14 protein-coding genes are annotated in these 14,001 nt (G+C 62.0%); 9 read left to right on the forward strand and 5 right to left on the reverse strand.

The genetic code is table 11. The features are described from left to right. The first annotated feature begins 21 nt into the window (after window positions 1-21). Window positions 22-480: a hypothetical protein gene (locus QUG03_RS13105; protein ID WP_107800283.1), complete on the forward strand. Its 459-nt coding sequence runs from the start codon at window positions 22-24 to the stop codon at window positions 478-480. Between the two features lie 52 nt (window positions 481-532). Here QUG03_RS13105 and QUG03_RS13110 read toward each other — a convergent pair whose 3' ends face one another. Genes QUG03_RS13110 through QUG03_RS13120 form a run of 3 tightly spaced genes read right to left on the reverse strand, consistent with a single transcriptional unit; the run spans window position 533 to window position 2,659 of the window. Then, window positions 533-1,279, reverse strand: coding sequence for a metallophosphoesterase (locus QUG03_RS13110; RefSeq protein WP_107800284.1), 747 nt, complete (start codon window positions 1,277-1,279; stop codon window positions 533-535). Beyond that, a complete protein-coding gene (locus tag QUG03_RS13115; RefSeq protein WP_199225913.1) occupies window positions 1,276-1,995 on the reverse strand; it encodes a VUT family protein in 720 nt (239 codons plus the stop codon). Before QUG03_RS13115 ends, QUG03_RS13110 begins: the two co-directional genes overlap by 4 nt. Before the next feature lie 4 nt (window positions 1,996-1,999). Next, window positions 2,000-2,659, reverse strand: coding sequence for a helix-turn-helix domain-containing protein (locus tag QUG03_RS13120; protein ID WP_107800285.1), 660 nt, complete (start codon window positions 2,657-2,659; stop codon window positions 2,000-2,002). 314 nt (window positions 2,660-2,973) lie between these two features. Here QUG03_RS13120 and QUG03_RS13125 point away from each other — a divergent pair, with 314 nt between their 5' ends. From QUG03_RS13125 to QUG03_RS13135, 3 genes are all read left to right on the forward strand, one after another. Continuing rightward, the gene (locus tag QUG03_RS13125; protein WP_107800286.1) at window positions 2,974-3,192 is read left to right on the forward strand and encodes a hypothetical protein; all 219 of its coding nucleotides are present in this window, start codon (window positions 2,974-2,976) and stop codon (window positions 3,190-3,192) included. A gap of 155 nt (window positions 3,193-3,347) precedes the next feature. Then, on the forward strand, window positions 3,348-3,710 hold the full coding sequence (locus QUG03_RS13130) for a 5-carboxymethyl-2-hydroxymuconate Delta-isomerase (RefSeq protein ID WP_227107564.1): 363 nt from the start codon (window positions 3,348-3,350) through the stop codon (window positions 3,708-3,710). A gap of 14 nt (window positions 3,711-3,724) precedes the next feature. Continuing rightward, window positions 3,725-4,477, forward strand: coding sequence for a hypothetical protein (locus QUG03_RS13135; protein WP_500820178.1), 753 nt, complete (start codon window positions 3,725-3,727; stop codon window positions 4,475-4,477). A 61-nt stretch (window positions 4,478-4,538) separates the two neighbouring features. Here QUG03_RS13135 and QUG03_RS13140 read toward each other — a convergent pair whose 3' ends face one another. Then, on the reverse strand, window positions 4,539-5,270 hold the full coding sequence (locus QUG03_RS13140) for an aspartate/glutamate racemase family protein (protein ID WP_500820179.1): 732 nt from the start codon (window positions 5,268-5,270) through the stop codon (window positions 4,539-4,541). A gap of 26 nt (window positions 5,271-5,296) precedes the next feature. Beyond that, window positions 5,297-6,031: a GntR family transcriptional regulator gene (locus QUG03_RS13145; protein WP_253314103.1), complete on the reverse strand. Its 735-nt coding sequence runs from the start codon at window positions 6,029-6,031 to the stop codon at window positions 5,297-5,299. 314 nt (window positions 6,032-6,345) lie between these two features. Here QUG03_RS13145 and QUG03_RS13150 point away from each other — a divergent pair, with 314 nt between their 5' ends. From QUG03_RS13150 to QUG03_RS13170, 5 genes are all read left to right on the forward strand, one after another. Then, on the forward strand, window positions 6,346-7,803 hold the full coding sequence (locus tag QUG03_RS13150) for an NCS1 family nucleobase:cation symporter-1 (protein WP_500820180.1): 1,458 nt from the start codon (window positions 6,346-6,348) through the stop codon (window positions 7,801-7,803). 360 nt (window positions 7,804-8,163) lie between these two features. Beyond that, window positions 8,164-9,498, forward strand: coding sequence for a DUF3422 family protein (locus QUG03_RS13155; RefSeq protein WP_500820181.1), 1,335 nt, complete (start codon window positions 8,164-8,166; stop codon window positions 9,496-9,498). 175 nt (window positions 9,499-9,673) lie between these two features. Beyond that, window positions 9,674-10,243 (forward strand): cysteine dioxygenase, encoded by a 570-nt coding sequence (locus tag QUG03_RS13160; RefSeq protein WP_107800292.1) that lies wholly within the window; start codon window positions 9,674-9,676, stop codon window positions 10,241-10,243. A gap of 78 nt (window positions 10,244-10,321) precedes the next feature. Further along, window positions 10,322-10,948, forward strand: coding sequence for an LbetaH domain-containing protein (locus QUG03_RS13165; RefSeq protein ID WP_107800293.1), 627 nt, complete (start codon window positions 10,322-10,324; stop codon window positions 10,946-10,948). A gap of 648 nt (window positions 10,949-11,596) precedes the next feature. Further along, the gene (locus QUG03_RS13170) at window positions 11,597-13,999 is read left to right on the forward strand and encodes a M66 family metalloprotease (RefSeq protein ID WP_500820182.1); all 2,403 of its coding nucleotides are present in this window, start codon (window positions 11,597-11,599) and stop codon (window positions 13,997-13,999) included. Window positions 14,000-14,001 lie beyond the last annotated feature (2 nt).

A 14,001-nucleotide genomic window follows, 5' to 3' on the forward strand; every position in this document is an offset into this window, starting at 1 on the left:
CAATTGGTATTGTGCGACAGAATGCTCAAGAAGAACTCCAAGGAATATCTCTACCTGTTCAAGCTTTACGGCAGCCACGACTTCGTCAAGCTGTCCCACGCGGACATCCTGGCCAGCAATCAGCTCCTGTCCGCCATCCGGCCGCGAGACCTGATAAAAATCGCGCTATTGGAAAACCATAGGAAAGAAGAAGAAAAGCGCTGCAAGGTGGAGGAAGAACTGCGCGGCAATCAATACCGGATTCATCTGCACGGCAATAGCGAAACCTTTTCCGGCGAAAGCATCTGTCGAAACATCGATTATTTCGCCGACCTGCCCCCGCAGGAAGTTTGCAAGATCGCCTACGCCACCGGTTTTCAAAAAGGCCGCGCCGTCTCCGGCCACATCAGCCGCGCGGCGGCGGAAGCCCGCCGCCAGGACACGCCGGCGGCGGACGGCTCGGGCAAGGTGCTGGCGCTCCGGCGGGCCCGGCCGCGCTAAGAGCCTGTTCATAGGCTGCTGCGCGTCGGCGATACGGCGTTGAAAACAGGCGCTAAATCATCACGGTCTGGCTGCGGAAGCCGGCCGCGTCGAACTCCAGCAGCTTGTAGCCGCGCGCGTCCACGGTGTCCAGCGCCGCCGTGCCCTTGCGCCACTGAAAACAGCTGGCCGGACAGACTTCCAGCGCCACGCCGCGCGCCTCCAGCCGGTAATCCCCATGCGCGTGGCCGCACAACAGCACTTGCAAACGCGGCGTCTCCGCCATCAATTCCCAAAACCGCTCCGTGTCCTGCAGCATGCAGCTGTCCAATAGCGGCGTGCCCACCGCCGCCGGATGATGATGCAACAGCACGGCGCAGCGCTTGCCGGCGGCATCCGCCCCGGCCAGCCGTTGCCGGAAGGCGGCGGCGGCGCGCTCGTCGATATGGCCGTCGTCCGTGCCCGGCCGCACCGAATCCAGCGCCAACAACAGCCAGTCCGCCGTTTCCAGGCGCTCCAGCGGCCGCATGAAAGGGTAGCGGCCCAGCACCTCGGCCGCCAAGGACGCGGCGTCGTGATTGCCGGCCAGCCAGTACACCGGCAGGCCCGTTCTTTCCAGCCGCTGCGCGAAGCGCTCATAGGAAGCCGCGCTCTCATCCTGAGAAATGTCCCCGGTGACCAGAACGGCGTCCAGCTCCGCCGCATGCCGCCGCTCCAGCTGGCTCAGCACCCGGTCGAACTCGCGGTAAGTGTCGTAGCCCATCAACTGGCCGCCGGCCTCGGCGAACAGATGCGTGTCGGATATCTGCGCGGCCCTCATCGTCCTTCCTCCATCGCGTATTTGTTTCTCTTGACGTCTTCGCCGTCCTCCTTGAACACCGCCAGGGGGTTGTAGGACACGTTCCAGTCGAAGTAATCGGTCTTTTCTATCCGCTTCACCACGCCCACCAGGTAATAGCCCACCGGCAGCAAGGCGATGGAAACGAACACCTTGTAAGACCAGGTGGTGGCGATGATGTTGAGCAGTTCCTGCCCGCTATAGCGCGACGACAGGCTGATGGGATAGGCCGTGGTCAACAGCACCGCCTGGGCCAGCATGGACGCGATCACATAGCGGATGAAAAAGAAGCGGCCGGCGAAAAAGACCTTCATCCGCGACACGACGAAGCCATTGCAAAAATAAGAGGCCGGCACCGAGATCCAGGTGCCCACCATCACCCGCCAAAATTCGTTGAACAAGAGGTAGTACTGCTTGGAAATCTCGTTATTATCCGGCTGCAGCAAGGCGAAGCCATTGATGATCAGAACGAAAAAGGTCTGGCACGCCACCAGAATCCACACCGTGCGTCCGCCCAGCTTATAGCCGTACACCTCGGTGGACACCGTGGACAATAGATAGCAAAGCGAAAACACGATGCCGCTGGCGGTGATCTTCAAGCCGTAAATATCCAGCGTCTTGTACACCAGCGAATCGCAGACCACCATGATGGTCACCGACAAACCCACAATCAATCCGTAAACTCTGAACTGTTCCACACCTTCATCCTGCGCTAAAAGTCTTAATCGCCTTGACCGCCACGCCAAGCACCTTGAAATCCCGGCACACCAAAGGCTGCAAATCGTGCATCAAGGAAATGCTTGAAAACAGACAATGCTCGCCGTCGATGAACACCCGCCGGAAACAAGGCTGCTGGCCGGCCATGCTGACCAAGACCACATCGCCGTCCGCCGGGCGCTCCTGCCGGGCCACGATGAAAACGCTGCCCTGGGAAAAACCGGGAAACAGCGAATCATTGTTCAACAACACCGCAAACGCGTCCGCGGCGTCGAAACCGGCGGCATCCACAAAATACCGTTCCGGCTCGATAATCATTCCGTCAAAAAACAGGGTCAGTTCGGTGAATTTGATCAAGGGCACCGCCATGGCCGCGGGGCTGTCGCCGGCCTCGCGCCCCAGATCGCTCTCCACGAAATCGCTGAGCCTGACATCGAAAAACCGGGCCAGCTCCATCAAGGTCAGCAAGGTGGGATTGCCCACGCCGCGCTTGATATTGTTGATCGTCGCCACGCCCAGGCCTATCGCCTCGCTTAATTGCGCGGCGTCGACGCCGGCGCGCCCCATCAGACACGTCAGGTTTTTCGACGCCTTGCTCAACAAAGCGCCATTCTCGGCCTCTTCTTTCCACACCGCCCTGCTCATTCAGCCCTCCATGCAAGTCGAATCCGTTTCGATTCCATTTTTAATTTCACGTCCAAACATGCACGCCCATTTTAAACGCAAGCGCCAAACCCGGCGCAAGCATCAAACGATATTGTTTTTATCAGACTATCTTTTGTAATTCCGTCACTACTCTTTTAAACAAAAAGACAATATAATAATTTTGCAACACTATATCATTCGAGGCAGGCGCAAGATACTCGCGAACCATAAATTTAAAAGAAGAAAAATATTAATAAGAACAATCAACGCGACGCAAAAGCCCGCCACGACGCAATGCAGAGGAAAGCGCTTAAATGAGAATTTCAGAAGATGAATTCGCGCTGGACGTGATTGACGGCGAACCCGCCATCATTACCCAGTCCAGCGTGCTTGGACAGCCGGGCAGCGAATGGGAAGGCTCCCCGGTATTCAAGAAAACCTATTTGCTGGAGCTGATCAGCCGCAGCCTGGAACACGAGATCATCCAGCCCGAAGACATCCAAAGCCTGATCCGGACCGCGAAAAAGCCCTGATCGCGCCGGCCGCGCCGCCGGCCGCGCCCCTGTTCTCCCGTCCCGGGCTTGGGTACACTGAGCCGTTGCAATACAATGGCGTATCGATCGCCGCGCAACCATTCCATCGCCCTCCCGGCGCGCATGGAAGGCGGCGCAACACCACAGGCTCACACATGCCCCATCTGACACTGGAGTACAGCGGCAATCTGGCCGGCTTCGCCGCCGCGGACGCGCTGCTGGACATCAACCGCGCGCTGCTGGCCAGCGGCCACTTCGAAGAAGCCGACATCAAGAGCCGCGCCGTGGCGCTGGACGCCTGCCGCATCGGCGTCCACGATCTGCCGCGCGGCTTCGTCCACGCCAAACTGGCCATACTCGGCGGGCGCAGCCCCGAGGAAAAACAGCGTCTGTCCGAACTGAGTCTGCAGGCGCTGGCCGACAGCGCGGCGCTTCCGCCGGGCATGGAAGTGCAATTGTGCGTGGAAATCCAGGAAATAGACCGCGCCAGCTACCGCAAACGCCTCATCGCCCGTTAACGGAGAAACATCCCATGACCGCGCTCAAACTCGCATCCCGCGGCCTGATGGCCGCCGCCCTGCTCGCCGGCCTGGCCGGCGCCGCCCACGCCGCCGACGACATCGACCGCGTCAATCTGGAAGGCACGCTGGGACAGGAACGCATAGGCATGAGCCTGCTGGTGAAGGACGGCAAAACCTTCAGCGGCGGCCACTACTTCTACGGCCGCTATCTGAAGGACATCCCGCTGCGCGGCAAGCTGCAAGGCGAGATCCTGCAACTCAGCGAACCGGGCGGCGGCGTGTTCAAGCTGCGCTTCAAAGGCAACGGCAGCGCCGACGGCCAGCCGCTGAGCTTCGACAACAGCGTGGGCCTGGACGGCGACTGGACGCTGAAGGCCAAGACCCTGCCGGTGGCGCTGACCATGGGCGACATGGCGCCGGCCTCCGAAGGCCGCTGGTATCAGGACGTCACCGAAGAAAGCGACGCCGCCTTCGAAGCCAAAGTCCAAGGCTTCCAGCGCGCCGCTTTGGCCGGCGAAGCCCAGCAGGCCAGCCGCTACGTGCACTTTCCGCTCCGGATCAACCACAAGGGCGGCAGCCGCCAGATCGCCAATGCCCGCCAGCTGCAAAGCGAGTGGAGCGCCATTTTCACTCCCGCCTATCTGGAACAGCTGAAGCAGGCGATGGCGCACAATCTGTTCGTGCGCAACGGCCAGGCGATGCTGGGCAGCGGCGTGGCCTGGTTCGACGCCAGGGGCGCGGCGGCGCTGAACCTGCCGGACTGAAACCGACGCGCCAAACCAACAGGGCGGCCAAAGCCGCCCTGTTTTCATTGGAGCCCGCGCGCTATTGCGAAAAAGCGGCGAAGCGCCCGGAAAAATGCTTTGGCGGAGGGAACGCCAGGTCGCCCGTCTTGCTGGTCCGCAGACCCAGGGCGACGAGCGACTCCGCCAACGCCACCGCCGCGCCCACTCCTTCCACAACCGGCAGGCCGATCGCATCTCCGATACGGGGAGCCAGATCCGCCATCCCGGCGCACCCCAGCACAATGGCGCCGACGCCATCCTCGTCTCGGGCCCTGCGCGCCTCCTCGACGATGAGCCGGTAAGCGATATCGGGCTCTCGCTCCAGATCCAGCACCGGCACCTCGGCGGCGCGCACCCGCCGGCAAAGATGGGCATAGCCGTAGCTATGCAATAAATGCTCGGCGATCACGCACATTCGGCCCAATGTGGTGACCACCGAAAAACGCGTGGCGATCAAGGACGCCATCTGAAAAGCGGCCTGCGCGATCCCCACCACCGGAGCGCGCGCCAGCTCCCGCGCCGCGTTCAAACCGGGGTCGCCAAAACAAGCCAGCACGTAAGCGTCGTAGCCTTGCCGCGCGCCCTCCCTGATCTCCTCGCACACCCCGATCACACTGACCGCCTCGTCGAAATGCGACTCGATCGACACCGGTCCATCCTCTGGATTCCTGGCCACAATCAAAGTGTCAGGCCTGGCCGCCCGCACCGCCGCCAAACGGATACGCTCGGTCATATCCGCGGTCGTATTAGGATTAATCACGCAAATCTTCATGAGCACGCTCCATGCGCAAACGCCATTTATCGGCCGCTGCGCCGCTTGGCGATACCGTGCAACACCGCCTTCAAATCCGGCCCGCCGGCGCTCTCTTCCTCAAACCGACAGTTGCCCTCCACGGCGTCGAGGTGACGCCGCATCCATTCCACCGCCTCATCCGCCTGTCCGTTCTCCATCAGTTCTAGAATCTGCTGATGATCGGCATGGCGGCATGAACCGGCAATCGGCGCGCCGTAGCGGGCAATGATCAAAGAGCTGCGCACAATCAATTCATGCAGGATATCGGTCAATAATTGATTCCCGGCGATGGACAATAGCCGCAGATGAAAGGCGCCGGACCACGTAATGGCCGCCGACCGGTTCTGCTCGTGCTGGGCCTTGCACTCTTGCCGCAGCGCGTCCGCCAGCGCGGACAGATCTTCCTTGCGCAAATTGGCCATGGCCAGCGGCAAAGCGCCGCACTCGATCAACCTTCTGGCGGCGAAAACATCACGCGACTCCTGCACCGTCGGCTCCGCCACCGAAGCCCCTCTATTCGGACGCAAATCAACCAGCCTCGCAATCGACAGGCGCTGCAAGGCCTTGCGCACCCCTGCGCGACTGACGCCAAACGCCTCCGCCAGCGCATCCTCCGGCAATTTAGTGCCCGGCGGCAACTGCGCCTCGTAAATGGCCGTCAGCAAATGCTCGTAGACCAACGCATCCTTGGCGCCGACCTCGTCCAAAGCCGCGTCCTCCTCCTTGCTGCGCTCCGACACCCTCCCCTCCCTTTCCCTGTCCCATCCGCGGCGCAAAACGACGCCGACCATCAAAACAACAAAAATTGTTCACAATCAACAATAATATTGTACACAATAAAAAACGCAAAATACAATGCGCCATCAGTGTTCAATAAGAAAAAATCATTAAAATCAGCGGATTGGCATGTGGTTTGCTGCAGAGATGTTTTGTTAGGCCATGGATAGCCATGGAGCCTTGCAAAACCATAGTAAATCATCCTTTATTTTGTATGCGAAAATAAAAAAATCGTAGACAAAAAAAGGAGCGACTCACCCCCACCAGGAGTCACCCTATGTCAGAGCAACACCCCGCCCGCTATAGCGACCGGCTATACAACGAAGATCTCGGACCTCTCAAGCAGCAGAACTGGAACTGGTACAACATCTTCGCCTTCTGGATGTCGGACGTGCATAGCGTTGGAGGCTATGTGTTTGCCGGCAGCCTGTTCGCTCTAGGCCTCAATGTCTGGCAGGTTCTGCTCTCCCTGCTGATCGGCATCTGCCTGGTCAACCTATTCTGCAACCTGGTGGCTAAACCCAGCCAGCAAGCCGGCATCCCTTACCCCGTGGTCTGTCGCATGTCTTTCGGCGTATACGGCGCAAACGTGCCCGCCGTCATCCGCGGGCTGATCGCCGTGGCATGGTATGGCATCCAGACCTTCCTGGCATCCAGCGCGCTCAACATCATACTGCTGCGCTTCTTCCCTCAGCTCGCAGTTCTTGCCCACGGCAGTCTGCTGGGCTTGTCCTACCTTGGCTGGCTGGGATTCATGATCATGTGGACGCTGCAGGCCATCGTGTTCTGGCATGGCATGGAGTCCATCCGCAAATTCATCGATTGGGCCGGCCCCGCGGTATACGCCGTCATGCTGCTGCTCGCGGCGTGGGTCGTCTGGCGGGCGGGCCCCGCCAATATCAGCCCCACGCTGAGCGAAACCAGCCATCAGGGCCTCCTCGCCCTGGGTCAGATGGCGATCGCCACCGCCCTGGTGGTCTCCTATTTTTCCGGCCCCATGCTCAACTTTGGCGATTTTTCCCGTTACGGCAAAACGTTCAAAGAGGTCAAACGCGGCAATTTCTGGGGCCTGCCGGTCAACTTCCTGGCCTTTTCCATCGTCACCGTGGTCATCACTTCCGGAACCCTGACCGTATTCGGCCGCATGATTACCGATCCCATCGAAACCGTCAGCAAGATCGACAATACCCTGGCCGCCGTGCTGGGAGGCTTCACTTTCGTCACCGCCACGATTGGCATCAACATCGTGGCCAATTTCGTTTCCGCGGCTTTCGACTTTTCCAATATCGCCCCCAAGCACATCAGTTGGCGGACCGGCGGTTTCATCGCGGCTTTCGCCTCGATTTTCATCACGCCCTGGAATCTGTTCAACTCCCCTCAGGTCATCCACTATACGCTGGACGTGCTGGCCGCTTTTATCGGTCCCTTGTTCGGCATCCTGATTGCCGATTTCTACCTCATCCGTCATCGCGTCATCCACGTCGACGACCTCTACAGCAATCAGCCCGGAGGCCGTTACTGGTATCAAAACGGCGTCAACCCCAAAGCCCTTTACGCCTTGGCCCCTTCCGTGCTCATTGGCCTGATCATTACCTTCAGCTCATGGGAAACGCTTGCCAACTTCAATTGGTTCATCGGCTGCGGGCTGGGCTTATCGACTTACTACCTGCTGATGAGGCGGCACGGCAAGACGCTTGCCCTGGTTGCGCCTGACGCCGTCGCCAGCCAGCCATAACAGACCAGCGCCCGATTCAGAGCCGCGAACAAAACCTCGTGGATAAGCCGAGCCCCAGCGCGCCGACGCAGACGACCTTGTAGCCGCGCAGCTAAAACGACGTTTCCGCGAAACTACAGTGCCCGTCGTACGACAAGGGGGCGCATCGCAGGATCAGGGGTTTTGTGAGCGGGTTTAAGCTGAACGGTGATCAACCCAAGGCAAGGCGGGCAAAACGCGGATTTAAAGACCGAGAACAAAACTAAAGGGCGGCCGCGGCCGCCCTTTATTCATGGCGAAACAATCCGGCGTCAAAATATGCTGCATTGCAGCATAAAACGCTTTATGCTGAAGACTGCCCGCCCGCAACCGGAGCCCGCCATGACCGCCGAACTCTCCGATCCGCCCCGCCTCCGCCTCAACGAACATCCGCAACGCCGGCAACTCAACCGCGAAGCCCACGCCAGGCCGGCGCTGCAGATCGCCTCCGACAACCGCGTCAGCTATCTGGCCTATCTGCACCGCCACATCAGCCGCGAACAGGAAAACTGGTTATGCCGGGAACTGGCGCTGCAACTGGGACAGCCGGCGCCCGACGTCGGGACCGGCCAGTTTCAGCTGGACGCCGCGTTTGGCCGCGTGCGCTGGGAACGGCACGGGGAATTTTCCAGCTTCACCATCCTCGCCCACGGCGCGGAAACCAGCCCCTTCGCCCAACCCGCGCTGCAAGCGCTGCCGGCGGCCTGGCTGCCGCTGCTGCCCGGCAATGTGCTGGTGGCCGCCCACGCCGCGCTGTTGCCGCCCGGCGCGCTGCCGCTGCGCATCGAGGATCTGGCCGCTCAGTGCTTCAACGGCCACGATCTGGCGGGCGCGGAGATAGGCGACGGCGCCGGCCGCGCCTACACCGATTTCCGCATCCACCCGGACGGCTTCTCCCGCTATCTGCTGGCGGACCTCTATATGGGCCGCCGCCAGGCCGGCCGCATGTTGCAGCGCCTGCTGGAGCTGGAAACCTACCGCATGCTGGCCCTGTTGGCGCTGCCGGTGGCCAAGAGCATCGCCCCGGAGCTGGCCAAGGCGGACGAGGAGCTGGCCGAGCTCACCGGCGCCATGAGCGGCGCCGGCGCCGACAGCGAGCCCCAACTGCTGCACCGCTTGACCGAGCTCGCGGGCGCGACGGAAAACGCGCTGTCCCGCACCGATCACCGCTTCAACGCCTCCCTCGCCTATTACGACATTGTCCGCAGCCGCGTCGCCGAGCTGCGCGAGCGCCGGATTCACGGCCTGCAGCCCTTCCAGCAATTCATGCAACGCCGCCTGGCGCCGGCCATGGACACCTGCCGCGCCGTGGCCGCGCGCCAGCGCGAACTGGCGGCGCGGGTCAACCGCGCCACCGCGTTGCTGCGCACCCGCGTGGACATCCGCCGCGAACGGCAGAACCAGGCACTGCTCACCTCGATGGAGCGCCGCGCCGCCATGCAGCTGCACCTGCAGCAAACCGTGGAAGGGCTGTCCATCGCCGCCATCACCTATTACAGCGCCGGCCTGATCGGCTATCTGCTCAAAGGCGCCAAGGCCGCCGGCCTGCCGCTCAACGTGGAGCTGGCCACCGCCGCCGCGGTGCCGCTGCTGGCGCTGGCCATCGCCCTGGGCCTGCGTCGCACGCGCTCCGCGCTGCGGCGCCACGGCGAGGCGTCCGGCGTGCCGAGCGGCTGAAACCTGCCCATTCAGGCAGCCGGGCCGCGGCCCCATCGGCTATACCGAATCCATAGCCGCGGCCCCGCCGCCGCGAACTTTGCCGGCGCGGGCCCAGTCAGAAAAACGCCGCCCGCGCTCCAGCCCGACGGACAGAACCCACTGTCCGCGGCCGCGCCGGCCAAAGGAGAAACCGATGAACGACACCTTATGCGCCGCCGCGCAGTCCGCCTTCCCCCTCAGCCCCAGCCTGGCCGCCTCCTTGCGGCAATTGGACGCCTACCAGGCCAATCTGAACATCGAGCAGATCCGGCTGTTTCACGATTCGCTGCAACTCGGCCCGGACGATTTGCAGCCCTTCCGCCAATTCAGCGACGAACGCTACCGCCGCAACCAGATCTACCTCAGCCCCTGGTGCGAACTCTTGCTGCTCTGTTGGCGCAGCACCCAGCGCAGCCGCATCCACAACCACCGCGGCAGCCTGTGCGGCTTGCGCGTGCTGCAAGGCGCCGCCACCGAAACCGTGTTCGAACGCACTGATCACGGCCTGGTGTACGCGGTGGAATCCCACCGCCTGGAAAGCGGCAGCCTGACCGTCAACAGCCATCTGGACATCCACCAGATCTCCAACCTCCAGCCCTACGGCGAAGACCTGGTCACCCTGCATCTGTATTCGCCGCCGCTGCGCAAAATGGAACTGTTCAGCCTGGAATCCTCCCAAGTGGAGCGCCCCGGCGACTCCATCAGCTGGGTCTACGAAATCTGAAGCCGCGACGGCCGGCCTTCTGGCCGCCTCGCGCCGCCGGCCCTACAATACAAATCTCCTTACGCAACAGGCTCAACCATGTCCTCCGCCCTCGCCGCCGAGCTGTTCGCCGACTTGCTCACCCACTTTCCCTGGCTGGACCGCGCCCAGCCGCCGTGGCATTGGCTTGGCCGGCTGCCCGACAGCCTGGCGCGGCAAAACGCCTTGCTGGACCCGGCGCACTGGGCGGTGGACGGCGACATCGCCATCCACCGCAGCGCCTCGATCGAAGCCGGCGCCGTCCTCAAAGGCCCGCTGCTGATCGGCCCCAATTGCCGCATCGCCGCCCACGCCTATCTGCGCGGCGGCGTGGCGCTGGCCAACGACGTGACGGTGGGACCGGGCTGCGAACTCAAAACCTGCGTCATCGGCCCCTACTCGCGGCTGGCCCATTTCAACTTCGTCGGCGATTCCGTGCTGGGCGCGGACATCAATATGGAGGCCGGCGCCGTCATCGCCAACCACTGGAACGAGCGCCGCGACAAGACCATCACGCTGCGCTGCCGCCAGCAGGCCTGGACCCTGCCCACGCAGAAATTCGGCGCCCTGGTGGGCGACCACAGCCGCATCGGCGCCAACGCCGTGCTGTCTCCCGGCACCTTGCTGCCGCCGCACGCGGTGGTGGCGCGCCTGGAATTGGTGGAGCAAGACCCGGAGCTGGACTGAGTCCAAGACCGCACCGCCCTTCACATCCCGCGGCGGCCGAACCGGCCTGCGACGCCTCCCACCGGCGGCCGGCCTTTATTCGGCTAGCCGAACGCCAAGAGGAGGCGGGCCTTGGAGCCGGTTCACAGTCTCGCGAGCACAAGCGAGACAAAGCGAAAACCGCTGAGGAGAAAGCGGAATCCACACCTGGCGCATAAGCATTTTGAAGCGGGTTTCAACGCCGTAAGGAAGCGCTGTTGTCATCGCTAAGCCTCTTGGCGTTGTCATTATTTCATTGACAATCAAACTGCCGGAAAATCAATGAAAGAACAATTTCGTCTTCCATAAAAGCCAAGAAAACACCGCTCTCTCTATTCACATCAAACAAGCTGCCGTCCTTTAAAACCTGGGACGATCAAACCGCCAAAACACGGCGGGATCAAATAGACGGAAAACCGCCACGCCGCAATTAACCTCCAAGCATCCACAACGAAAAAACCAATAAATACAGTCATCTTTAAAACAAAATGCCGCGTTAAAATAATCGGCATTATTCACAAAAACCACCCCCATCCAGAAACTTACCGCATAAGGTCCAGTCACTGCTGATAGCTGCGCGGCTATGGATCCAAATGTCAACCACCCTCATTCATATAAGGGAAAGAGAACATGCGCCTAGCTATTATTCCAAGTCTGCTGATCGGGGTTTCTTTATTTGGCTGTAATGAAGACGACGCGCAAAAACAGCTGGCCGGGCAGGCCGCCGGCTATGCCGCCGTCGCCAATGCCTGGCCGTTCAACGCCGTCGCGCCGCGCAATGATCTAAGCGGCGCCTTTGAGGGCGAGGTGTCCGTCGCCCAAAGCCAGATCATGCCGGCCGGCTCCGGCGTTCCCGGAGACAGCCAGCCGCATTTGGTGGCAGGACGCCAAGCCTTGCTGATGCTGCGCCCGATTTCCGCCATCAGCGCCGACAAGCCGCTGCAAGTCGCCGTCAAGGACAAGAGCGGCGCCACGCTGGGCACGCTGTCGCTGAATCCGCCCGACAAACAGCCCAAGACGGCGTATTTCGTCGACGGCGCGCCGGAAGGCGGCATTGACTTCACGCCGCCGTCAGGCGCTCAAACCACCATCAGCAGCAATGCCGATCTGGCCAAGCTCGACGACCCCAACGGCGCCTTCCTGCGCGGCAAGCTCGGCGCCAACGCCATGGTGAATATCCAGACCGCGGACGGCAGCTGGGTCAAGACCGCCTATCTGCCCGCCGACGCCTCCTTCGAAGGCAAGATGATCCGCTTCCAGTCCCAGGCCGGTTACGGCTCCACGGTGCGCTACAGCTCGCGCGCGGTGGACGTCAGCCGCGGCGACACCCTGCTGTTCAAATACGTCAACGGCCAATGGTTCCGCCAAGGAGAGCTGGACAACAACCGGATCGTCTACGCGCAAAACCTTTGGAGCGCCGTCCTGCCGGCCGCCTGGGTAAAGCCGGGCATGTCCCTGCAGTTCAGCCACGCGTCGAAATCCGGCACCCTGGCCAAGCTTGAAGTGGGCCCGGCCACCCAGCTGCTGATCAACACCATAGACATCGGCATGCTGGTGGAGCCGCGCCGGGCTTTCGCCTTCGCCAACGATCCCGGCGCGCATCGCGAGTACCTGCAAACCGTTCCGCTCAATCAACTGCTGGTGGCCCAGTACGAACCCGTCCATTTGAAAGAAGTGATGCTGCCGGACGGCAGCCGGCTGACTCAACAAGACCCCAGCGAGGGCGGCTGGCATACCGGCACCATGCGGGAGGACATCGGCAAGGAACTGATTTCCACCGGCATCAATTACGCCAATTACGGCGTCAACAGCACGGCCGGCCGCGGGGCGGACTTCCCCTTGACCGCCGCCTTGCTGACCGCGCACAACAGCCAGGGCCGATACGCCAACGGCGTGCAAGTGCACGGCGGCTCCGGCGGCGGCGGCGTGGTCACGCTGGACGCGTCCCTGGGCAACGAGTTCAGCCACGAAGTGGGCCACAACTACGGTCTGGGCCATTATGTCGGCGGTTTCGACGGTTCGGTTCACCGTCCCGCCGGGGCAATCAACTCCAGCTGGGGCTGGGATGCGGACCTCAAGCGCTTCCTTCCCAACTTCAGCGGCGTCGTCAGCAATCAAGACACTTGCATGCCGGAAGGCAAACCCTGCCAAACGCCCTTCGCCGGCCGCAGTTACGGCCTGGACGCCATGGCCGGCGGCAGCCCGATGAGCGCCGTCAACCGCTTCACACTGTATACGCCCTATGTGGCCAAGCGGATTCAGCAGTTCCTGGAGAGCAAGCCGGTGTTCGACCCCGCCTCGGCCACCGGCTTCAGCCTGTGGAACGCGTCCAGCCAAAGCATGCAGCCCTACCCTCACCGGATCGCGCCGGACACGGCGACCGTGCCGCTGGAAAAACTGAGCGAGGCCTATCTCGCCGAGGCGATAGGCAAGGCTGACCGCGCGCTGATCAAGATGGAAGACGGCTATTGGACGCGGGAGGTCAAGGCGCCGGCGGCCAGCGCCGCCAACAAGGGCAAGCTCATCACCATAGACAACCGCGCCACCTACGCCACCAGCCTGCTAGCGCCCGGCCAGACGTTTACGATAACGGGCCGCAGCGGGGACAATCACTTCGTGTCCGACGGCCGGCTGTGGGTCAAGACGCAGTCCATCGAAACCGACCGCAAGCCGCAGCGCTTTGGCGTGCCGGTCACCACCTTGCTGGGGTATTACGACCCGGAGATGAAACTCACCTCCTATATTTACCCGGCCCTGCGCGGCGCTTACGGCTATAGCTACCCGGATGACGGCGCGTCGGCGTCCTCCGCGCAATGCCAGTTGCAGGTCGACACCGCCAGCGGGCAGCTGAAGTTCAAACTGCAAAGCACGCGCGTCAACGGCGAGGTGATGAACAAATTCCACGTCAACGTGCCCAGCGCCTTGCAGCCGCAAAACGCGAAAGTGGTTTGCGGCGGAAAAGCGCTGGCCAGCAAGGCGGTTCCCGCGGCGAGCGGCACTTTGCGCTACACGATCAACGGCGTGTTGCAGTAAGG

It is taken from the genome of Chromobacterium sp. CCUG 30098 (assembly GCF_059916605.1).

What these genes read in the sequence shown, in the direction of transcription:
- QUG03_RS13105 (WP_107800283.1), top strand. Translation starts at nt 22, where the DNA reads ATGCTCAAGAAGAACTCCAAGGAATATCTCTACCTGTTCAAGCTTTAC.
- QUG03_RS13110 (WP_107800284.1), bottom strand. Translation starts at nt 1,279, where the DNA reads ATGAGGGCCGCGCAGATATCCGACACGCATCTGTTCGCCGAGGCCGGC.
- QUG03_RS13120 (WP_107800285.1), bottom strand. Translation starts at nt 2,659, where the DNA reads ATGAGCAGGGCGGTGTGGAAAGAAGAGGCCGAGAATGGCGCTTTGTTG.
- QUG03_RS13125 (WP_107800286.1), top strand. Translation starts at nt 2,974, where the DNA reads ATGAGAATTTCAGAAGATGAATTCGCGCTGGACGTGATTGACGGCGAA.
- QUG03_RS13130 (WP_227107564.1), top strand. Translation starts at nt 3,348, where the DNA reads ATGCCCCATCTGACACTGGAGTACAGCGGCAATCTGGCCGGCTTCGCC.
- QUG03_RS13135 (WP_500820178.1), top strand. Translation starts at nt 3,725, where the DNA reads ATGACCGCGCTCAAACTCGCATCCCGCGGCCTGATGGCCGCCGCCCTG.
- QUG03_RS13140 (WP_500820179.1), bottom strand. Translation starts at nt 5,270, where the DNA reads ATGAAGATTTGCGTGATTAATCCTAATACGACCGCGGATATGACCGAG.
- QUG03_RS13150 (WP_500820180.1), top strand. Translation starts at nt 6,346, where the DNA reads ATGTCAGAGCAACACCCCGCCCGCTATAGCGACCGGCTATACAACGAA.
- QUG03_RS13155 (WP_500820181.1), top strand. Translation starts at nt 8,164, where the DNA reads ATGACCGCCGAACTCTCCGATCCGCCCCGCCTCCGCCTCAACGAACAT.
- QUG03_RS13160 (WP_107800292.1), top strand. Translation starts at nt 9,674, where the DNA reads ATGAACGACACCTTATGCGCCGCCGCGCAGTCCGCCTTCCCCCTCAGC.
- QUG03_RS13165 (WP_107800293.1), top strand. Translation starts at nt 10,322, where the DNA reads ATGTCCTCCGCCCTCGCCGCCGAGCTGTTCGCCGACTTGCTCACCCAC.
- QUG03_RS13170 (WP_500820182.1), top strand. Translation starts at nt 11,597, where the DNA reads ATGCGCCTAGCTATTATTCCAAGTCTGCTGATCGGGGTTTCTTTATTT.